The following is a 22,841-nucleotide window of genomic DNA, read 5'->3' as shown; positions in this document are numbered from 1 at the left end:
ATCACAAAAAAGTCATTGAAAGAATTTTTCAATGACTTTTTTCTTTATATTCTTATATTTATTTTAAGAACGCACTTAGCATCCATACGTGTTGCTCTAATGTTGTATGAATTGCTAACAACATGTCCGCTGATGTTTCATCGCCCGCTTCACCAGCAACTTCCATGCCTTCTTTTAATTCTTGAATCAATGCAGAGTAATCATTCACTAATGTTTGCACCATTTCTTCTGCAGATTCCTTGCTTGTCCCTTCATTCACACTAGATGTTGCCAAATATTCTTTCATTGTCGCTAACGGCTTACCTTCCAATGCTAAAATACGTTCTGCTAATTCATCAATATACGTTCCAGCTTCATTGTAAAACTCTTCAAATTTCTCATGTAATGTAAAGAAGTGTGGTCCTGTCACATACCAATGATAATTATGTAGTTTCACATATAACACATTCCAGTTTGCTACCTGCTTGTTTAATACTTCAACAACATTTGTTTTCGTACTCATACAATCCACTCCTCTTATCATTTCATAATGTTTGTCTTTTAAGAACCTAGTTACATATTACCATACTTTTCCTATCCTTTCGAACGATTGGCTCATATGTAACAAAGTTTTAACACCTTTAATACTTCCCTAATATCTTTTCATTCATGTATGTTTTCTAACAGTTCATACGTCTAATTGTCCAAGCTCATACATATGCATAATAGTAAATCAAGCTCATCGTAGTAGAAAGAGGGATAACATGGACAATCAACAATGGCAAGTAGCAAAGAAAGTCGCTGCTACTTATATTGGAACAGTCGTTGGAGCTGGATTTGCTACTGGACGAGAAATTGTTGAATTTTTTACAGTGAACGGATTTTATGGAACTATTGGTATATGTGTAAGTGGATTTTTTTTTATTTGGCTTGGCACAAAGATGATGTTACTCTCCTCGCAAATCGGTGCATTTTCAGCGCAAGAATTTAACAAATACTTATTTGGGGATGTATTTGGAAATGTTGTAAATACACTATTATTACTCGTATTATTTGGTGTAACGAGCGTTATGTTATCAGGTGCTGGAGCGGTATTTGAAGAGCAACTTCGTTTACCAAGACAACTCGGTATTTTCATTACAGTAATCGCCTGTCTCATTATAGGTAGTCGCGGATTACAAGGGGTTTTTGAAGTTAATACACTTGTCGTACCTATTATGATGATTTTCATTATCGGACTTGCTATTACAACGTTTTTTCACGGTACAACTCCTATTAGTAACACTATTCCTGCAGAAAGCTGGAATATGAAGTGGATAACTAGTCCTATTACATATGTCGCCTTAAATCTTTCTCTCGCCCAAAGCGTCCTCGTCCCGTTAGCCAGTGAAGTAAAAGATCGAAAGGCCATTTTATGGGGCGGTATTTTAGGTGGGGCAGGACTTTCTTTAATATTATTATGTAGCCATTTAGCTATCTTATCAGTCGACCAATTTTATCAATATAACATTCCAATGGCTGAAGTCATAAGAAAATTCAATGCCACTTTTCACTTTTTCTTTGTTCTTATCATTTTCGGTGAAGTATTCACAACTTTAGTTGGCAATGTGTTCGGAATGACAAAACAAATGCAATCCATCACTGGCTGGAAAAATAACAATATTATTTTCTTCATTTTACTAATAAGCTATTGCTTTAGTTACGTCGGTTACAGTGAATTACTCCACATTCTATATCCTATAATCGGGTGGGTCAGCATCGTTTTACTTCCGATTATTGCTTTTAAACAACTTCAAAAAACATAAAAGAAGCATCCATGTTATTGGATGCTTCTTTTATATGTTCATTCACAATCATCACACACTTCCCAGTACGGCCCCATTTCGAGTGCTAAATACGGCTTTAATTGCAACCGAATCATCCGACTAGGCATACGTTCTAAAACGAATTGAATCCCTTCTTCTTCTTCATCTAATTCAACTTTTGAAATCGCAATTCTTTGCATCGTCGAAATAGGCATTCCCTCTTTATATAAAGTGATTTTCACCTCATCATATTCATTAAAATACAATTCAACACTCATTTGATTTTTCAACATTTCATTAACAATTTCATATTTATCATTTCGTTCCTGGATTATATATTTCCAGCCGCCTCTACCTTCTTCTTTCGGAGCTGCTTGAAACAATGTCATCAAATCCTCGTATAGCATAAGATAACCCCTCTCTTACTAAAAAACGATGAGTATTTTATATACCCTTTATCTCTATCAATATCCATATGTATTGTACCATATATCGCCGTTTTTACCGTATTCATTTGCTTCATAAGTATATAAAACACTTTATTCAGTCTTCATTATTATGTGGCTTACTTTATTCCTTAATCCTCCTTAAATTTTAAACCTATTCCCAATCATTATTTGCTCACATCAAAAAAGGAGAGTGATTTACATCACTCTCCTTAAAAGAATTTCCCAGTAGCTGCTAGCGCTAATACTAGTATTAGAATTGTAAATAATAATGATACTATAAAACTAAAAATAGGTAATGCTTTCTTTTCATTCTTCTTAAAGAGTAACTTTAAACTAAGAAAGATGTTTACTGGTACAAATATAAAATAAAAATATTTAACAATTTGCACTGAACTATTTGAAAGTGTTTTAAAAATAAACACTTCAATGAGAAAAACAATAAAAAATGAAATACTTAACCAAAATGAGACATAACTAAGCCAAGAATGTCTTTTTGTCCCCCAATACACTCCCATACGAATCTCCTTTTATTTGTATTCTATATGATTATAATTATACACAAAGTTAACAAATACCTCTATTTTTCGACAAATATTATACAAAATATATATTTAAACCTCATAAAAGTATTGTGTATTTCCATTTAATTTCACAAAAAAAACAGACTACTCCAATAGCATACTGCTATCTTGGAGTAGTCTGTTCTCTATTAAACTTTAAATCTTTCAATTAATACTTGTAACTCTTCAGCCATTTGAGAAAGCGTACCAGCTGCAGAACCAATTTCCTCCATCGAAGCTAATTGTTCTTCCGCTGATGCTGCAACGTTTTGAGTACTCGTCGCATTATTCTGCGCTGTCATTGCAATTTGCCCAACCGAAATAGACACTTCATTTGCACCTTTTGACATCCCGTTAGCTGTTTCAACCATCGTTTTAATTTGATCTGCAATTTCATTTGTAGATTGTAAAATCTCAGTAAAGTTTTGCTTCGTTTCATTCGCAATAACAAGTCCAGATTGAACTTCCTCATTTACATGACCCATAGACTTTACCGTCTTACTCATGTCATCTTGTATTTCACATATTAATTTACTAATTTCACTAGAAGATACGCTAGACTTCTCAGCCAATTTACGTACTTCATCTGCAACAATTGCAAATCCTCTTCCATGCTCTCCTGCTCTTGCAGCTTCAATTGCTGCATTCAAAGCTAGAAGGTTTGTTTGATCTGCAATATTTTGAATGACTTCTAGTATGTCACCAATTTGCTTTGATTTATTATTTAATAACTGTATAACTTCATCCGATTGTGAAACAGATTCTGCAATAGACTGCATTTGGTTTACTGTTTTTCCTACTAGTTTTCCACCATCTTCTGCTTTTTCACGAGTATGAGCAGAAGCCGTATTAATCGATGATGAACTATTTGCTACATGCTGAATTCCTTCTGTTACATCAAATAATAACATTGCACCATTTTCTACACTTGTCGTTTGCGTTGTTGCCCCGCTCGATATTTCATCCATTGCCATCGTAATTTGCTCAGTCGCTTCACTCGCCTGTCTTACACTTGCCGTGAGCTCTTCTGATGCTGCTGCAACATGTCCAGCCGAAGTATTAATTCTTCCGATTAACGTTCGCAATGCATCAGTCATCTCATTAAATCCTTTTGCAAGTTGACCAATTTCATCATTAGAATGAATATCAATTGTTTGCGTTAAATCTCCCTCACTTATTTCTTTAGAAGTAGCAACTAATCTTTTTAATGGCTTCGTAATAGAAAGTGTCACGAAATAAATAAGAGCCCCGCCTATAACTAATGAAATGAACATAACAATTAACATATTATAAAATACAGGCTGCGCAGCTTCAATTACTTCATTTGAGTACATCGTCCCGCCAATTTTCCAACCCGTTTTTACATTTGTAGCAAATACCATTTGCTTTTCGCTACCGTCATACGTATATGAAAAAGCACCATGATTATCTTCATAAATTTTCTTCGCCCAAGAATCAGCTGCTTTTTCTCCTGACTTCTCTTGAAGATGTGCAATTATTTTTTGTTTCCCATCTAAAATGAAAGCATATCCTTTTTTACCAATATTGATTAACTTTGTTGTTTTTAATAGGTTATCTAAACTTAAATCTATCGCTACAACACCGTTTTTATCTTCTGCTTGTTTTGCAATCGTTACGACAATATGTCCATTTCCCTTTGCTTTATACGGCTCAGTAATTACAATACCACCTTGTTTTGCTACTGCATCTTTATACCAAGAACGTTCTGTTGGATCATAGTCTGCTGCCATTTGTATATTTGGTTCTTGTACAAATTTTTTATCATTTCCAGCAACATATACTTGTTCAACATCTTTATTCAAGTTGATATATTGAGATAACATTTTTCTTAATTCATCTTGATTATCCCCTTGATACATATTACCTTGAATCACCCGTGCAAAATTATTTACATCATTAAATTTTGCCTCAATCATTTGATTAATTAAATTATCTAATATTTTTATATTGTCGTGAGCACTACTCGTAATTTGTGATTCAAAATTCTTTTTAGCTGTTTGATAAGACATGCCTCCGATAATAGAGACAGCCGCAATTAAAATGACGAAAAATGAAATTAGTAGTTTTTTTGCTACTTTCATATCACGAAACGAATTTAATAGTCTACCCATTACAAACCTCCTGCTTTTCAATTTCAAAAGTTAAATTTAGTGAACTATAAATATTTCCCATTCCCTAATTATTATTTTCATAACCTATTATGATGAATACTTTGTAAAGTTTAAACAATTAACTTTCCTTTGTCTATATATATGAATAATATTATTATAAAATTTACAAATACAAAAAGCCAAAGGGAATCACCCTTTGACTTTTCACATTTTTTTATGCTGTTTAGAAATCTTTTTCCACTTATCACGCTCTGCTCTTGCAAGAACAGCATCTTGTTTTCTCATAAAATAGGCTAGTTCTCTTTGTAATTTTTTATAACTTTGCAAACGATTTATCGTAATAATTCCGTTATCAATTGCCTTATGCACTGCACACCCTGGCTCATTTTCATGCTTGCAGTCCCTAAAACGGCACGTTTTTGCTAGTTCTTCAATATCAGAAAATGTTGTTTGAATCGCATCGCTTCCTTCCCAAAGCTGTAGCTCCCTCATACCAGGAGTATCAATAACTAAACTACCACTCGGTAATCGGAACAATTCACGATGAGTTGTCGTATGTCTTCCTTTACTATCTTCCTCACGAATATCACCCGTTTTTGCTACTTCAATTCCAATGAGTGCATTTAATAAAGTAGATTTTCCAACCCCGGATGAACCGACTAAAGCAATTGTTTTTCCTGAAGTAACAAATTGTTGCAACGATTCAATACCAGTATGCTCTAAACTATCAACGACGAAGATCGGAACACCAATTGCTACAGCTTCTGTTTCTACAATTTTCTGTTCCACGTCTTCACATAAGCTACTCTTTGTTAAAACAATAACTGGCATTGCACCGCTTTCATATGCTAATAATAAATAACGTTCTATTCTTCTTACATTAAAATCCTGGTTCAGTGCATTCACTAAAAATAGATAATCTACATTTGCTGCTATTACTTGTTCTTCCGTTCGAGTACCAGCCTCTTGCCTAGAAAAAGAGCTTCTTCTAGGAAAAATACGATGAATAATTGCCTTCTTTTCATTCTCTATTTTCTTTATATACACCCAATCACCAACCGCTGGATAATCACCCTTCGTTACTGCTTCATGCCGAAACTTACCAGACAGCTCTGCCATATATTCACCATCATTACAAATAATTCGATATATATGCTTATGCTCGAGTAAAATACGCCCTACTTCAAAGTTCTCTACAGCTTGTTCCTCAAAAAAAGAATCCCAGCCGAACGATTCTAAAATATTTTGATTCAAATTGATATCCTCCCTAGTGTAAGCTAAGTGGAAGGATCGTGCGCTCACTTATATAGTATCGCCCTTTCCATCCACCTTTGTATTTGGTTTATGATTCATATAAGTTATTTTCGCCATAATACATCACCCCGTTCTCATTTTAATTACTCTCATTATATGGAATATTTATTTAAAAAGCTACCTCTTTTAACGTAATTTTCAAATAATTTATTTTTCATCATTCTAATTTGCCCACGGTGACTAATCTCATCTTCTAGCACGTGAAACCACAAATAGTACTGGTTATGCGCTACACCGTTAGGCCACTTTCTTTCTGACATTAGCCATGCATCATCTTGTTTACTCAAATACTTCAGGGATTCTTCTCGAATACTCTGTAAAAGTTGTACATAATACTTCATTTCATGACCACGGATTGTTCTCCCCACTTCGTCTAAATACAGTGCGTCTTCCCATATTTCTAATTCTTCCTTTGTAAAATCACGCTCTTCAAATGAAATAAGCTGATGTGCTTTTTCAATAGCTGCAATATGCTTTAATAAAGCTCCGATGTAATTCCCTCCACTTGGCATAATTGAATCTAATTGCTCAACTGATAGATTGTTTATTTCCTGTAATGTTACAGCCCTCGTATGCTTACTAATTCCCCTATATGTTTTGTATAACCATTCACACTTCTTATTCGGTAATCTATATTCATATCACGCACCCCTTTCTACATTCATATTAAGGAATAACTGCTTCATATAATAGACTCATATATATTAGATTTTTCTGCTATAATTAAATTGAATATAGAAAAACACCAAACAAACTTTCTCAATATGCTTCTATGAAATATTAAAAGGAATCAATATAAAATAATCGAATCTTATTCACTAAAAGGAGTGGATTCGATGGAAATGTATCAATGGCTAACTGCTGTTCTCGTTGGTGGCATTACCGGTTTCGTTTCCCATCTAATCAATAACCAAGGTAAGTTATTGCTTCCACGCCGTTTGAAAACTTTTTTTCACTTTGGGTTTTTGACTGATATTTTCACTGGCAGTCTAGCTGCACTTCTTGGACTCGTTTTATTCGATGTCACCTTAATAAAAGAAATTATTAAAGTATCCATTGTGACTGCTATTTCTGGTCAGACTTTCTTACTACATCAAGCGCTTGGTGGTGAGCAGGCTAAAAACACACAAATTGGGAAAGCTGATGAGAAGATTCAAGAAATTGACAAATTATTACGACGTTAGTCTATACTTTTTTTAAAAATTATTGCTATAATAAACAATAAATATTTTCTATTGCGTCGTTTGTCAGAAGAAAGGGTGTTTCGTATGACAAAAAAGAAAATAGAAGATTTCTTAACAAACACTGAAAAAGAGGAACTGCTAGAAAACTATAAATGTTTACGAGAAGCCCGCACAAAAAGCGAAGCTAACTATTTTGGTGAAGCAGTAAACCATCTATTAAATAAAGCAAAACAACGAATTATTAAAGATGCAGGCATACATGATGAAAATGCAGCAACTGTTCAATCAAAGAGAAAAGCACTGTTTTAGTTCATTAGCTAAAACAGTGCTTTTTATTATGTTATTTTTCACATTACTTTCACATCTATTTCACAATTATAAGTAGTCCTATATGTTATACTCAGTATATCCTTTTCCAAGGAACTATATGCCGATATATGAATCCCTATCTTTATAGGGATTTTTATTTTTGGGCTCTTTTTTATTTGTAAAGACTTTATGACGCAATTCCTGTTTCACGATTCTCAGTTAGTCTTTCACTTTTTCTAAACAGAAATAAAGCTAAAATATATAATAACGCAGTAACTATGCTACTAGAAAAAAACGAACAATCTTGTGGCGCGTTAAACATTCCAATCGCGAAATCAACTTTATCACACCATTTCAAAGTATTACGTGAATCTGGTGTTATGTATACACGCCTTGAAGGCACACAACGTTTCATTTCAATTCGTGAAGATGACTTAAATGCTAGATTCCCCGGTTTATTGGATGTCATAATACATGCAACAGAACCATACTAAAACAACATCTCATAGGAATATGAGATGTTGTTTAGTTTTTTCTATTTTTTTAATACTGTGAAGCTTTATTCATTGAGGATTTTGTTCTTCACTATAACTACCAAATCCCTTCCTAAATTAAAGTTTGAATAAAACGTTTGAACGCTGATATCCCTTCTTCATCTCGTTTAAAAACACCAGCATCTTCAAGCGCCTGAATAAATTTCCGTCCCAATTCTTCTCTCATAATCTCCTGTATATTTTGTTCATTCATCCTATTTTCATATTTGGTTTTTAATTGTTCTGCCCATTGTATATGAGGTGCTGGAATATCATTTGGAATATTAAGTAAAAATTTCCCCACTTCCTGAAGTTCTGTTTTTAAACGAGCAGGAAGTACAGCTAGCCCCATTACTTCAATCAGACCGATATTTTCCTTTTTAATATGTTGTATTTCCACATGAGGGTGGAAAATACCCAGTGGATATTCCTCACTTGTATAATTGTTCCGTAAAACTAGATCCAATTCGTACATATTATTCCGGTAACGAGCAATAGGAGTAATCGTATTATGCGGAACATCATTCGTAAATGCAAATATATTAACAGAAGGATCACTATATCCCTTCCAACTCTCTAATATGTACTCCCCTGCATTTACTATTTGTTCTATGTCGTTACTTCTTAAGCGAATAACTGACATAGGCCATTTAATAATCGAACATTGTATTTTTGGAAAATTAGTTAGTTCAAAAATTAGGTCGTTCGATGCATTTGCCATAGCAAATTCATAGTTTCCGCCTTGATAGTGATCATGTGTTAGAATAGATCCTCCTACAATTGGCAAATCTGCATTGGAACCGAGGAAATAATGCGGGAATTTTTCTACAAATTTTAACAAACGTAAAAATGTTTGACGATCAATTTTCATTTCCCGGTGGTCTGAGGACAATACAATACAGTGTTCATTGAAGTATATATACGGAGAATACTGTAGAAACCAGCTTTCATCTGTAATGTTCATTCGAATCATACGATGATTCGAGCGTGCAGGATGTCCAATTCTGCCCCTATATCCTTCATTCTCTATACAGAGTAAACATTTTGGATAATTTGTATTTTCCAATACTCTTTCTTTAGCAATTTGTTTAGGGTCTTTTTCTGGTTTTGATAAATTAATTGTTATATCAATGGCACCGTATTCCGTATTTACTTTATAATTTATATTTTTGGCAATTTGCTTCATTTGGATATAGTTGCTGTTTTTACTTAATTCATAGAAGTAATCTGTCGCAGCCTTCGGATTTTGTTCGTATTTTTCATAAAATAGAGAATTGATAACGGACGGTTTGGACATAAAAACATCCATGATTGCACTTGCTAAAATCTCCTTCTCATCCAGTACTTCCTCAATGACTTTATGCATACGAGCATATTCTATTAACTCTTCCAACAACTCCGAAATTACTTTCTTTGCAGGCCCAGGAGCTGGCGCTTCCACTACAAAGTCATCTAAACGAAGTAAGGAAAGGATTTTATTCCTTGTATATATTGCATCTTCTTGTTCAATCAATTGAATTTTGATAGCACGATCAATTAACTGCTGGATAGCTTGATATATCATCAGCATTTACCTCCTCTAGTCTCATAGCGTTTTAGGTTGTTACGATGCAAGTTCTATGTACCTTTTATCATTTTATGAACGGACGTATGGGATAACCAACATTCGAATATACGTTTTACTTTCTCCGAAGAAGCTATTAGCATACTAGAATCGCCCGTTTAGCAAGCTATTTTGTTACATTATACGTACGTAAAAGCACTTCTACAATCAACATCTTGTCGTATTTTTTAGACATATTGCTTTTCACTTTTGCTATCTCACTAAAAACATACAAAAGAACATTTTTCAAAAGCAGTTTCCGATTATTTAATGAATACAATGAGACCTATCTCCTTCGAGATAGGTCTCTAATTTACGATATTACACTAGCTATAAAACTACCTTTTCCTTAAAATTCAGATTCTTTATCTCTGTGACGCTCCACCTGTAGTCACCTTTTCGATACGTAAATTATCTAAAATAAACGTACCCGCTCCGGTATCTCCATTTAAATTAGTTCCATCACTGAAAATTCCAACGTAAGTTTGACCGTTCTCAGAACCTGTCACAGTAAACTCTGCTGTTTTTGTATCAGTAGATGCAGTAAGAGTGTTATTCACACTCAATCCCTTTGCACTCGCAATGTCTCGAACATCAATTTCTTGATCCCCTGAAATAAAGCGGAATGCATTTGCTGTTGTTTGGTAGTCAAATGATACTTTATAAGTTACGCCTGGTTCGAAACGATAATTTTGAGGAATAGTACGGTACAGCAAACCTTTATTTCCAGTGTTTACTTTAACGGACCAATTCCCACCTAATACATCATCAACTAATTTTTTACCTGCCCATCCTTTTTGCGTATATGGAGCATGCAATTCCGACAAATGAATTCTGTTGTCTTCTACACCTTCTGTATTACCAATAACAAATGGGTAAATACCTTGTACTACCGATTCAAAATCTTGTTTAAATTCCGTCGGTGAGACATTATTTTTTAAAGACTTTTGAACAATTCGAATGTCATCAAATTTTGTGTTTCCTTTTCCAGAATCACGGCTTAGAGTTAATTTAGCCTTATTAGATGCAGCTGTAAAACTCACTTGCATGATTTGCATTTTGCTATTATATCCATCATTTGTGGCATGTGAATCTGCCTTAACATAGTTCTTTTGCAGGCTGCGAAGTGTGTAATTGCTAGCATCTTCTTTCCCACCTGTTACTGTAATTCCGGCCTTTACATCACTATTGTTTTCAACATATACTTCTGCTACGTAATCTTTACCTGGTTCCAAACCAGTAAGGACACGGGAAACAGTTGTATCTTTTGATGGACTATCAATGTTTAAGTAGTAATCTCCACTACTTACATTACGGTTGTTTCCAGTTTGATTCGTTCTGATGACGCTTACTGCTTTATTATCACCCTCAATAGTTGTATATGCGCTTACTTTTCCTGTATTGAATCCCCCATCATATATATGAGCATCCTTGCCCCAATTGTAGTCAAGGATTTCCAAACCCTTATCTCTTTTTGGTACGACAACATAAGGAGTTGCGGCACTAGCTGTCAAAGTTATCTTATTATTCACGACCTTTACTTCTTTCATATCTGTTCTACCTTGATCTGTCAATTTGTATACATAAACAGTAGTGGCATTTTTATATTCATCTGGAAGTGTCCAAGTCGTTGTACCACCTTCCAAATTCCAGTGATATAATTTTTCTGAATCAGCAGTTGGATTTTTAAAGTCTTGTTTCACCCAAGGAATTAAATACGCATGGCCATCAAGTATAACATTTCCATTTAGCTTAATAACACGTTCTCTAGCATTGTCTTTTCTAGTTACATCGACAACATCCCCATTGCTTGGGTCCTTCAATTTTATTTCCTTTTCTAAATTCGTCTTGCTTTTATCCCCTTCTACATCTGTCCAGTTCGTTACATAATATTTTTGTAAGAATTTAGTAGGTAAATTCGTATCAAATGTCATACGAATAAAGTTATCGAAATTCTTATCAGATTGCCATCCTTCGAAACCAGCTAATTCAAATCCACCAAGCAATGGATGGTCAGCAGTTCCACCTACTTCAGGCCAATTTAACACCCATGAGTCTCTTTGGTGATTACTAATAAAGCGCAGTACTTCTGAGTTAATACCTTTACTTTCCGGTCCACCGTAGTTTTTATCAGTAGCCCAATGTTGCCACGTTGAATAATTGGCCATAGAACCACCAAATTCGGTTGTTAATCTCCAACCTCTATCTTTAAATTGATCTGCTATTCTATTTGATTCCCATTGATTTTGATACCATACATCCAAATAAATAAAGTCAAGATCAGGAGCAGCAGTTTTCAATTCATCAAGTCTTTTCGCACGCGATCCAGAATACAAATCTTTTAATTTATTAATTGTGTAAGATTGATCTAACCATCCCCATCCTAACGAACTTGGACGATCAATAAAATCATTATTGAAAGCTTTTGCTTCTGGATAAGTTTCTTGAGCATTTATATGGACACCAAATTGGGTATTATACTTATGTCCCTCTTTAATAAGCGTATTTAAATCTTTAACGCCTCCCATACGTTCGCCCACATCACCATAATCTGGATGACCACTATCATGCCCTTCGTTTGCATATCCTTTTAATATGACCGCTTGCCCCAATTCATCTGTAGCAAGAGCAACCTTTTTCACATTATCGGATGTTTTTAAGAATGGTTGTTGCGCTTGTGAGCCGAAATTCATTGCAATACGCATTCCAACATTATTGTTTACATCTTGGTATCCTTTAATGTCTTGCATAATATCACGGTATGCAATCGCCGCATCTTGCCAGTCTGCCTTATTATCATTATTCAAATCTTTAGCAATAGCTATTTTAATAGTTGGTTTATCTTTTTGTGGTTCTGGCATAAAATCTCTTTGATAATAAAGTGCACTAGAACCGATTCCCATTGCTTTAGCACCATTTTTATTTACATATCGATTTGCAACTAAATTTTTATAGCCGTCCACTTCTGAACTAGACCATACACCTGCGCTCAATTCGTCAGCTGACAAGAATGCTATATAATTTTTAGTAGATGTACCTATTTCTCCCATAGAAGAATCTACGCTTACATCTACATCACCTGTTTTCCTAACATCTGTACTAATATTCGTTAATTTAGCTTTTGCGCCTTTTTGTTCCGAATTTACCGATATAAAGTTCATATCAGCAAACTCAACCGTCTCGATTTTGGCACTACCATTATTCTTAATTTCATCGAAACTATAAACAACCTTATTATCATTCACCTTTAAAGATACCTTAAATACCGCATCAAAATTTTTCATTTCATCCACAACTTTTAATGTATATAGTGCTTCACTATCGTTTAACTTTTCAAAGTTTACTTTAGGATAGTATAGTCCACCATTTACTTTCAATCCGTAAACAGGAGCTTCCTGTCCGCTCATTACTTTATCGCCCACTTTGTATTTCACAATCCGCGGGAATACTTGGTCAATTGTGACGTCCATATACTTTGACTTTATTATATTTTCTACTGGTTGAGTATCTGGAGGCTTTGGTGCACTATATTCCTTTATTTTGACATTTGAAATCGTAATATCGGCAGCACCTCGGCTTTTTTCAAATCCTAGTAAGCCAGCTTGATCTACACCACCTGTTAAAGTCCAAGAATCTACCTTTTTACCATCAATGTATAACGTCGCAACATCGTCCATGAATACTAAACGTAAATGGTATGTTTGTTTTGCTTTTAACGGCACGTTTGAAGTCATCGACGTCCAATTGTTTATAGGGCCAAAAGTTTCTCCAAAATACTGATCGTTCGTATCCCCTGTTCCCACATATGTGTATGTAGATGAATTTTGAACACGATAGATGAATCCAAAACGATTCATCTTATCAGTATTAGTAGTAACATCCGCTTCAAAAACACCATCTTTAATCGCCTTCATTTGGTTGTAGACAATTCGATTCTTTTGGGTAGATGTAACACCGAAAGTGGCTGAACCATCTTCATTATAGGTAACTTTTCCGTCACCTGAGATAATTTTCAAGTCACCTTCTTCCAATTTATTATCCGTAATGTCGACAAGTTTTTCATTGCCTGGATCTGTGCCTCCATCCCCAGGCGCCTTTCCTAATTCAATGAGTACTTGACTATTTTTATCTCCATAAGCCCCAAGTTTAATCGCTTCCTTACCTGTAAGAAGGTTATTTACATCATTAGATAAGGTAACCGGTCCAAATAAATCTTTTCCATCTAACGTAATATTCAAAGTGGTTTTATTATAATCAATTTTAATAGAGTGCGAAGTTCCAGCCTCTGGAAGTAGAACATTAGGTCTAGTTTTTAGCCATTCACCTTTCCCTTGATATTTGTATTCGTAGAACCACCCAAGTGAGTCGTAGCCTACAAAAACGAAATTATTATTGTCAATATAATGAGGATAGAAGCCGAATCTAGTATCTTCTCCCTTAGTTTCTGGAATAAAACTATATTCCATCGTTCCTGATTCTTTAGCGACTTTATTCTGCTCTTGAAAAACTGCAGCTTTAGCCCCATTATCGTTGCCAGCACCTGCTCCAAGCCTTGCATATGACTTACCATTTTGTTCTATTAATGCATTGATTTCGTTTCCAACAGATGAAATTGTAACCCATGGATTAGACGTATTTGCCCCTACATGCAGCGGCACAATCATGCTTACTAAAAGTGTTGGCACAATCAACATACATGCAAGAAGGGTATTAAAAACTCTCTTGAAATGCTTATTTTCCAATTCTTCTCCTCCTTTGAATTTAAAATTTTGGTTAAAGACGATACCTGGACATTAATTTTTAAATAAACAAAAACCTGAAAGGCACCGCTTTCACTTATGTTTAGAATAGTTTTTTTTAAGTGCCTCCACAATAAAGATATTGTTTCTTTTTTTAGGTATATTGTCTTTTTAAAAACGCTTACAATACAAAGATATTGTTAGCTTTTTTAAGTGTATTTTTTGGCGAAACCCCACTAAAATTCAATTAGTTTGATTGTACATGGCTATTAGTACTTACCATTTTCTTTATATATAAAGGGTCCCCATATACCTTTACCCGAAGCTATAGTTACTACTGCCCTTGCTATTCTCGATTTTCATTCTAGGGTTTTCACCATGTTGGACACACTAAAAAAAGAGCAGACGAATGTCTGCTCTTAATTTGTCATTCCGTTTAAAAATTGATTCTGATGCAATTATCACTTAAAGCTAGAAAAAGGACATATAGAAGGAAAGATATCGTACTAACTTTGAAGATCCGCTGTTTGTTTTACTTTAGCAAACCATGAGTTGGCTGTCTCTTTCAACACAAGATTTAGTTCTTCAGCGTTCCTTTTACCAGTATCTTTTAACCAATCACGACCTGCTTGTTCCCCGCTTATAGCAAAAGGTGCCACACCGTCCTTCCAGGTTGCCCGACCACATAACACTCCGTTAAAGGTAGAACCGGATTCTTTAGCAAATTTCAATGTTTCTTGGAATAATTTAGCACTTACACCTGCACTTAAGAAGATAAACGGCAGCTCAGTTACTTCACTTTGTTCTTTGAAAAAAGAAGCAGCTTCTTCTTTTCTGTAAACGAATTCACCTGTCGTATACCCTTCCACAAAATTCATATCCACCGGAACCTCTACTTTTAAAACATCTACTTGGTATTGAGATTTCGAGAACTCCTTCATAGCCTCAATCACTTTATGTGGTTTTATTTTTGCGTACTCTTTACTTTTCGCATCATCATTTTCAGCATCATAAGTAACAATCTCCAAGAAAAATGGAATATCTTCAGCAGCACACTCAGATCCGATACGTTCCATATAGACATGTTTATAGTTATTAATTTTTTCATCTTCATCGAAATCATAGTAGAGTAAGAATTTAATAGCATCGGCACCTGCTGCCTTTAATCGTTTCACTGACCATTCCGATAATAAATCTGGTAACCGTCCTACTTCTGACGCATCGTATCCGGTTTTTTCATACGCTACTATTAAGCCTGATTCTTTATGTCGGACCTTTGCCGCTGGCAGTCCGTATTCCGGGTCCAAAAGAATTGCTGTTGCAAATGGTGTTAATTCCTCAGAAACCAATTCTTTGAAACGGATAATGCCCTCATCTCCAACATGACTTGCACCGCCAGACGCAATCATTTTTTTCAATGAACCGCGTTGATCAATAGCCAATGCTCCAATTATGCCATTTTCAGCAGATAAACGTTTTAGAGCTCCCAATTTATTCTTGGTTAGTTCTAACATCAACATTCTCCTCTACTAATCTATTTTTTCAATTTTAATGAGATCAAAGTATTGTTTAAACTTATTTATATTAATATAACCAGTACCAACTTCCATCGTATTTAATATTCCTGTAGTCATCGACGTTTTAAGAACAGTCTCAACCGTTTGATTTTGATATAATGCCACAGCTAGCCCTGCAACTGTCGCATCACCAGATCCAACTGGATTGACCACTTCTATTTTTGGAACCGTAACTTGGTAATAGTCCTCACCATTCCTGACAAAGGCACCTTCACTACCCAATGACACGATAATCCACTCAATTCCAGTAAATAGTTCATGGTTTAATGCTTGCTTCAAATCTATGATTCCCATTTCCATGTTAATGCCCAACAACTGAGATAATTCTGCTTTATTTGGTTTGATGGCAAATGGTTTTTCCTTATGCACCAAGGCGTTTTTCAAAGATTTCCCTGATGAATCTATAATCACTGGAATTCCATTGTTATTACAGATTTCTAACATTTGATAATAAAAGTTAGTCGGTAACCCTTTCGGCAAACTACCTGAAATTGTCACAAGTGAAGCTGTTGTAAGCAAACATTCAAATTTTTCTAAAAAAGTTACCCCTTCTTCATTGGATAATGTCGGCCCTGATTCTAAAATCTCTGTTTGCATCCCTTCATGAAGAATGGCAATACAATTTCTTGATTCTTTTTTAATTTTTAAAAAGTCATTTGGAATATTGTTTTTATTTAATTCTTGAATAATGTATTCGCCAATCGTACCACCAATCACACCTGTCGCTAGAACAGCTTCTTCCATTTGAGCGATCACTCGCGCCACATTCAATCCTTTTCCACCAGCAGTTTTATGAACTGTTTCCACACGGTTAACAACATCTAACTTTAATTCATGAGTCGAATAGGAAATATCGACAGATGGATTCATGGTGACAGATAAAATCATTTGAAATCCCTCTTTCAGAAAAATATTTAAGCTTGAAAATGGCACACACCATCAAGATAGGTAGCTGCTAAATCCATCGCTGGCGTCAGTACTATAAAGTCAGCGGCATATCCTTCAGCGATTTTCCCACATTCGCCATCTAGTTGAATACTTTTAGCTGGTGCAGTACTCGCCATGTAAATTGCTTGCTCGGGCGCGGCAATTCCCCAATCGACGACATTTTTGACAGCATCTTTTAATTGCAAAATGCTACCTGCTAAACTTCCGCTTTCCAAACGAGCCATCCCACCTTTTACTTTCACAGGAAATTCTCCCAATTGATACGTTCCTTCAGGCATACCTCCGGCCATCATACAATCGGATACCATTACAACCTCTTCTCTGTCACGGACATTCATTAAAATATTTAAAGCAACAGGATGAACATGATGTCCATCACATATGATTTCGGTAAAAACATCTTTTAAATTCATGGCTGCTCCAACCATCCCTGGCTCACGATGGTGCAGCGGACTCATACCATTGAAAGTATGAACAAAAACGGATGCGCCTTTTTCACTAGCTTGCTTGGCTTCTTCATAAGTTGCATCACTATGGGCCAATGCTACTATAATCTCTTCTCCTACAGCATATTCAATGAATTCCGCTGCTCCTTTTCTTTCAGGTGCAATCGCAATTTTTTTAATAGAATCATTTGATAATTTCTGCCAACCTTTCAACATATCAACTGATGGGTCACAAAAATATTTCGTGTTTTGTGCTCCTTTATGCTTTTCAGTAAAAAACGGCCCTTCTAAAAAGATCCCTTTAATTTTTGCGCCCTGTACTTTTTTGTAATTGGCACCAATCATTTCAACGACATTATTCAACGATTCTATTGAGGATGTTAAAGTTGTCGGTAAAAAGGATGTAACGCCGCAAGAAAGGAGTCCTACCGATATTTGATTTAGTCCTTCAAAATTATTGTCCATAACGTCGTGATTTCTAAAACCATGAATATGTGTATCCACTAGACCAGGAGCAATCCAATATCCTGCATAATCGATGATTTCTTCCGCTTCTTCTGGCCTGTTATCTAAAAAGATACCGAATTTTCCATCTTTTATCTCCAAAAAACCAGGACCTACGACCTTCCCCTCAAGAAAAAACTTATCTGCAAAGATAAAAATAGACATGTATGTTTCCCCTAACCTAGTTACTCATATTCGTAGATAGTAACACCTTTAACGACACGGTTCACCGTTCCTGTCGGTGAAGGTGTATCTGGTGTATTACCTACTTTCACGGAGGCTAACAGTGATATTGTTTGCCCAATCATAACAAAAGGTAATGCTAAGTAAGCATCTGGTACAGACTGTGCCTCGCTACCAAATACAAACCTATTCCCAGCGTAATTCGTTTCTCCATTAACCTCGATGGCACATATATAGCTGGCAATGTTGTCTTGTTGCATTTCGTTTAACATATCTAAATCATATTGACGTGTATATGGATTGTTAGAAACAAACACAAAAACTAATGATTTTTCGTTTACAAATGATTTTGGACCGTGCCGGAATCCTAGTGGTGAATCAAAAGCGGTGACAATTTTTCCAGCTGTCAGTTCTAATATTTTTAATTGTGATTCTTTCGCTAAACCTTCTAAACTACCAGAACCTAAGTAAATAATTCGGTCAAAATCCAAATCTACTATCTTTTGGATAGCGTCTTCTCTTTGAATGACACTTTCACCCATTTGATAAATTTCTTTCACTATCTTTGATTTTTCTTCAGTCGATATAGAATCAAAAACAAGTAATGCCGTTAACGCCATGCAAGTATAACTCCCTGTCATTGCAAAACCATGATCATTTGATTTTTCGGGCATCAATAGCAATAAGTTTTTGTCATTATTCACGGCCTGTTTAGCTAATTTTCCATCTTTCGCACAAGTAATCGTTATTTGATACAAATCGCTTACTATTTGCTCAGCTAATTGTACGGAAGCGACACTTTCTGGGCTGTTCCCGCTTCTAGCAAATGAAACGAGTAAGGTTGGAAAATCCTTTTTGAAAAATTGGTAAGGATTTGAAACTAACGTAGTTGTCGGGATACTTAGTACTTCCCACTGCTGTTCATCTACTTTTTCTATTACATAAGGGGTGACTGTATCACCGACATAAGCAGACGTTCCAGCACCTGTAAAAATAACTCGAACCCGATTATGTTTCGTTACTATTTTTTGCAAAAACTCATCAATTCTCTCGCTCTTCTCCATATACAAAGCAAAGGTTTCAATCCATAAATCAGGCTGCCGTCTTATTTCCGCCGTTGTTATCGATGCGCCTAACGAAACTAATTTTTCTTGACTTAATGTAAACATATTCGTCACTCCTCTACCTATTTGCCATCATTCTCTCCATAAAAGAAAAGAAGACCAGCATCGCCTCATTACATACCTTCAAATACTCGTAATCCCGCACCAACAACTCCATTATTTCGTGCCAATGTACTGATGCTCATCTGCTCCAAAAGATGTTGTTGCTCAGGAAGCTGAAAACTCTTTAGCTTCACTTTGATCAACTCCAGTAGAAATGGATTTTTCACAATGACACTGCCACCAAAAACCATTCTATGTGGATCTAATAAACAGGAAATCTTATAAAGACCTTGAGCTAAATAATCAGTTACCTCATTGATAATGGACTGATATTCTGGTACCCCATTTATATAACTAGCAAAAACATCTTTTGTTGAAATCGTACCTACCTGTAAGTCTCTTTCGGCTATTCTCTGGATCCCTGGCCCAGCAGCGATTTTTTCTAATCGTTCATTGATCCCCTTCGATAGAACAGGGATCAAACCTAGTTCTCCAGCAAATCCTGCTCCCCTAAAAAATGAGCCTTTATGAATGATAGAACAAGATATTCCCGTACTTATAGTCACGTAGACAAAGGTTTCATTTCCTTTTACATGTGCTGCTCTCCATTCAGCAAAAGCCGCCATATAGACATCATTGTCAATCGTAATCCGCTGGATTCCAAATTGCTCCTGCAAACGGACTGAAATAGGAAACTGGCTCCACGGTAAATTGTTTTGAAAAACGGCAATTCCATTCTCACAATCCACTTTTCCCGGTACTCCAACGCCAATACCCTCAATATCAGAGATGGAAACTGATAATTTTCTGAGAACTTGTTCCACAGCTTCTACAACTCTACCAAACATTTTTTCCCGGTCTAAAGGATCACTTTTTACTTCCGTACGTTCGAGCAGTTCGCCTGTATCTGAAACAACTCCCGCTGCAATCTTCGTTCCTCCAATATCAATACCGACTGCCTTTTTCATTTGTCTGCACCCCTAAGTTTGTATTTGATGCACTGAGTAGTTTTCTATGTTCATTATCGTTGAACATAGACCTGCGATTTCGTAATCAATCCACTTGCCCCAATTGATTTATACGTATTTCCGATTGTAATTATAAAGCAGCCCTAAGAGACCAGCTAATCCAATTAACATCATACCCAGTTCAAATTTACCAGCTGTCTTTTGGTAGACGATAATGAAAGATAGGCATACGAGAAACACAACAATTTTAATAACGAATACGATATTAGCCTTCATTTGAAAAATCCTCCCACCTGATTTCACTAGGTGCCAACGTCACTTCTATCCTGTTTCCTTGTCCATCGTAGACAAACGTCATTTGTTCGACCATCGAATTGTTAACAATCGCCATTTTTCGGATGGATGGATATGCATGAACTTCACAATAAATGTTGCTCGCATGATACTTTTGAAATTCTTCTTCTTTATGGGCAGCATAGTATAACGCACGCATCAGCAGACGTGTATTTTCTTCGCTGTATGGAAGCCCTGCTATATAGACAGCTCTGCCTTCTCCAAACGGATGAGCAGAAAGATGAACTTCCCCATTTGAATATTCGATTATTTCGGTTTCTTCTGATAACGCATAAATATTTTTCATTCCTTCACCAAAATTAAATTGGGTGCTGTCAGCAGAAATAAAATGATTTTCAACAGGATTAATAAAATATTTATCTGTTGATAAGCTGAATCCGAGTTCCTTGTCAACGCCTAAGACATTTGCCAATTGAAAATAATGTCCTTCATGCTGATAAGCTGTAGGTTCTCCAATACCTATGAATCCTCCGCCATTATACATCCAAGCTCTGATTGTAGTGACTAACTTTTCATTAATCCAATTAGCCCCCCCTGAAAAAGCTGTGCCCACATCTCCGGCATTAATGATTACATCAATATCCTCTGGTATCCCATCATTCATGACATCATCAAAACTAATGAACGAAACCTCCACGGCAGCCCCACTCAAGGACTCTAAAACGCCTAAATAAGAATAAATTTGTTTATACCATAGTGCATGAGCAACCATATGTGTTTGCCAAGTTCTCAACTTGCCCCAAGAATTCAAAATCGCAACTTTAAGACCGCTATATGGTTTCACACCTTTGATTGTGTCATGAATTTCACGAAATTCCTCAGTAACTTTTTCAATATAGGAGATGAATTCTGGAAATTGATATGCTAGACTTAAATACCCCCCATATCCGATACGATCAACAGGATTACGCAGTATAGCTCTACGCGCCGTTAGCCAATTTTCATTCGCTTCAATCGTCGGGTTGTTACCTTCGTAAAAAGTATCTGGAAAGAAATAAGGTAAGAACCGCCCTTCCGTATATCGAACATGTGGTATATCTGCAATCATACGCAATGTGGCTCCACCGCCCACACTGCCTACAACTGCATCCAATCCGATATTTTCAAAGTATTTTCCATATGGTTCTGTCCCAATCCAGTTATCACCAAGGAACATCATTGCTTCTTTTCCACTTTCATGGACAATATCCACAAGTTTCTTTGCTTCTTCAGCAACGAACTTATGAACAAAATCTATATAATCTAAAAAAGCTGGGGTTGGAATTCGAAACGAAGTATTATAATAACCTTGATCAACAATGTCCTCTGGTCTTAAGCGATAGCCTTTTTCTTTTTGAAAAGCATCCAAAGCAGCAACTGAAACACTAGCACCATATCCGAACCAATCGACAAACTTCTCTTTGCCAAGATTATTGAATACAAGGGTAAAATGATAGAAAAACGTTGTAAACCTGACCACATCTGTATCCGGATTTTCTGTCAGCCATTGTTTTAAATAGGTTTTCATAAATTCATTAGAATGTGGCTGCCTGACATCAAAAGGAATATCATGTGGCTTATCTCCCCAATTATTAGTAATATGATTGTACATTTGGGTTGGATCCCAAATCGCATAGACTAGGAATGAAACCGTATATTCATGCCAAGGAATCGCCTTCGTAATCAAAACACGATTTTGATCTTTGTTTACTTCCCAATCATTAACGTCAACAACTTCTCCTGTTGTCCGATCAATAACCTCCCAGTATTTTTTTGGACTGTGAACGTAATCCGGTTTTAATTGTTCCTCAAAGTAGCCTTTCATAAAATCAATTTCGAGGGTGTCAGTAATCGCAGTATTGAACAAGCTCATTAAATAAAGTTGCTGGCATTCATCCATATGCTTCTCTGCGAACTCATTGTGAGCTCGAGCAACAAAATAGGTCGTATAAATTTTCGCATCCAATTGTTTAATATCATTATCTAGTTTTGTTCCATCACTATCGCGAATCGCATCTGCACCCCATCGTTCCATTAATTCTTTCGTTTCCTTAAGAAAATTTTCTTCACTCGGTAAAGTAACTCGGCCTGTTTTCCTTTTCATGTAAA

17 protein-coding genes and 2 pseudogenes are annotated in these 22,841 nt (G+C 35.8%); 4 read left to right on the top strand and 15 right to left on the bottom strand.

From position 1 onward, the window contains the following. Positions 1-58: 58 nt before the first annotated feature. Complete coding sequence (locus MR147_RS02410; protein WP_000105198.1) at positions 59-502, bottom strand: Dps family protein; 444 nt, start codon at positions 500-502, stop codon at positions 59-61. Positions 503-743: 241 nt separating this feature from the next. On the opposite strand from MR147_RS02410, the gene MR147_RS02405 reads away from it, so the two are divergent. Next, positions 744-1,784 carry a YkvI family membrane protein gene (locus MR147_RS02405; RefSeq protein ID WP_048552123.1) on the top strand — a complete coding sequence of 347 codons (1,041 nt, stop codon included), beginning with the start codon at positions 744-746 and terminating at the stop codon, positions 1,782-1,784. 38 nt (positions 1,785-1,822) lie between these two features. On the opposite strand, the gene MR147_RS02400 is transcribed toward MR147_RS02405, so the two are convergent. The 5 genes and pseudogenes from MR147_RS02400 to MR147_RS02380 form a co-directional block, all read right to left on the bottom strand. Continuing rightward, positions 1,823-2,191, bottom strand: a complete 369-nt coding sequence (locus MR147_RS02400) for a DUF3979 family protein (protein WP_074607232.1) — start codon at positions 2,189-2,191, stop codon at positions 1,823-1,825. Between the two features lie 251 nt (positions 2,192-2,442). Further along, the gene (locus MR147_RS02395) at positions 2,443-2,748 is read right to left on the bottom strand and encodes a hypothetical protein (protein WP_000539566.1); all 306 of its coding nucleotides are present in this window, start codon (positions 2,746-2,748) and stop codon (positions 2,443-2,445) included. A gap of 194 nt (positions 2,749-2,942) precedes the next feature. Beyond that, positions 2,943-4,925 (bottom strand): HAMP domain-containing methyl-accepting chemotaxis protein, encoded by a 1,983-nt coding sequence (locus MR147_RS02390; protein ID WP_074607231.1) that lies wholly within the window; start codon positions 4,923-4,925, stop codon positions 2,943-2,945. Between the two features lie 204 nt (positions 4,926-5,129). Further along, the gene (gene rsgA / locus MR147_RS02385) at positions 5,130-6,179 is read right to left on the bottom strand and encodes a ribosome small subunit-dependent GTPase A (protein WP_139302746.1); all 1,050 of its coding nucleotides are present in this window, start codon (positions 6,177-6,179) and stop codon (positions 5,130-5,132) included. A gap of 152 nt (positions 6,180-6,331) precedes the next feature. Continuing rightward, a pseudogene (locus tag MR147_RS02380) lies at positions 6,332-6,879 on the bottom strand (DinB family protein). Positions 6,880-7,075: 196 nt separating this feature from the next. Here MR147_RS02380 and MR147_RS02375 point away from each other — a divergent pair. The 3 genes and pseudogenes from MR147_RS02375 to MR147_RS02365 form a co-directional block, all read left to right on the top strand. After that, positions 7,076-7,423: a DUF4257 domain-containing protein gene (locus tag MR147_RS02375; RefSeq protein ID WP_000426320.1), complete on the top strand. Its 348-nt coding sequence runs from the start codon at positions 7,076-7,078 to the stop codon at positions 7,421-7,423. A gap of 84 nt (positions 7,424-7,507) precedes the next feature. Continuing rightward, on the top strand, positions 7,508-7,732 hold the full coding sequence (locus MR147_RS02370; protein WP_000162606.1) for a hypothetical protein: 225 nt from the start codon (positions 7,508-7,510) through the stop codon (positions 7,730-7,732). Positions 7,733-7,998: 266 nt separating this feature from the next. Then, positions 7,999-8,226, top strand: a pseudogene (locus MR147_RS02365) (ArsR/SmtB family transcription factor); the annotation flags it as partial. A 112-nt stretch (positions 8,227-8,338) separates the two neighbouring features. On the opposite strand, the gene galT reads toward MR147_RS02365, so the two are convergent. The 9 genes from galT to gnpA form a co-directional block, all read right to left on the bottom strand. Beyond that, the gene (gene galT, locus MR147_RS02360; protein WP_242303593.1) at positions 8,339-9,829 is read right to left on the bottom strand and encodes a UDP-glucose--hexose-1-phosphate uridylyltransferase; all 1,491 of its coding nucleotides are present in this window, start codon (positions 9,827-9,829) and stop codon (positions 8,339-8,341) included. Between the two features lie 404 nt (positions 9,830-10,233). Beyond that, complete coding sequence (locus MR147_RS02355; RefSeq protein WP_242303592.1) at positions 10,234-14,610, bottom strand: endo-alpha-N-acetylgalactosaminidase family protein; 4,377 nt, start codon at positions 14,608-14,610, stop codon at positions 10,234-10,236. A 503-nt stretch (positions 14,611-15,113) separates the two neighbouring features. Then, complete coding sequence (lacD, locus tag MR147_RS02350; RefSeq protein ID WP_074607221.1) at positions 15,114-16,121, bottom strand: tagatose-bisphosphate aldolase; 1,008 nt, start codon at positions 16,119-16,121, stop codon at positions 15,114-15,116. Positions 16,122-16,136: 15 nt separating this feature from the next. Then, positions 16,137-17,072 (bottom strand): hexose kinase, encoded by a 936-nt coding sequence (locus MR147_RS02345; protein ID WP_074607219.1) that lies wholly within the window; start codon positions 17,070-17,072, stop codon positions 16,137-16,139. Between the two features lie 26 nt (positions 17,073-17,098). After that, on the bottom strand, positions 17,099-18,247 hold the full coding sequence (gene nagA, locus MR147_RS02340; RefSeq protein WP_074607218.1) for an N-acetylglucosamine-6-phosphate deacetylase: 1,149 nt from the start codon (positions 18,245-18,247) through the stop codon (positions 17,099-17,101). Between the two features lie 20 nt (positions 18,248-18,267). Then, positions 18,268-19,434 carry an SIS domain-containing protein gene (locus MR147_RS02335; protein WP_074607216.1) on the bottom strand — a complete coding sequence of 389 codons (1,167 nt, stop codon included), beginning with the start codon at positions 19,432-19,434 and terminating at the stop codon, positions 18,268-18,270. A 68-nt stretch (positions 19,435-19,502) separates the two neighbouring features. Next, a complete protein-coding gene (locus tag MR147_RS02330) occupies positions 19,503-20,399 on the bottom strand; it encodes an ROK family protein (protein WP_242303591.1) in 897 nt (298 codons plus the stop codon). A gap of 108 nt (positions 20,400-20,507) precedes the next feature. Beyond that, positions 20,508-20,675, bottom strand: coding sequence for a DUF6903 family protein (locus MR147_RS02325; protein ID WP_000646587.1), 168 nt, complete (start codon positions 20,673-20,675; stop codon positions 20,508-20,510). Continuing rightward, the gene (gene gnpA, locus MR147_RS02320) at positions 20,665-22,836 is read right to left on the bottom strand and encodes a 1,3-beta-galactosyl-N-acetylhexosamine phosphorylase (RefSeq protein WP_242303590.1); all 2,172 of its coding nucleotides are present in this window, start codon (positions 22,834-22,836) and stop codon (positions 20,665-20,667) included. Before gnpA ends, MR147_RS02325 begins: the two co-directional genes overlap by 11 nt. Positions 22,837-22,841 lie beyond the last annotated feature (5 nt).

Origin of the sequence: Bacillus cereus group sp. BfR-BA-01350 (genome assembly GCF_022663775.1) — a bacterium.
Classification (GTDB): domain Bacteria; phylum Bacillota; class Bacilli; order Bacillales; family Bacillaceae_G; genus Bacillus_A; species Bacillus_A paranthracis.
This window is presented reverse-complemented; position numbering and strand designations above follow the sequence as displayed.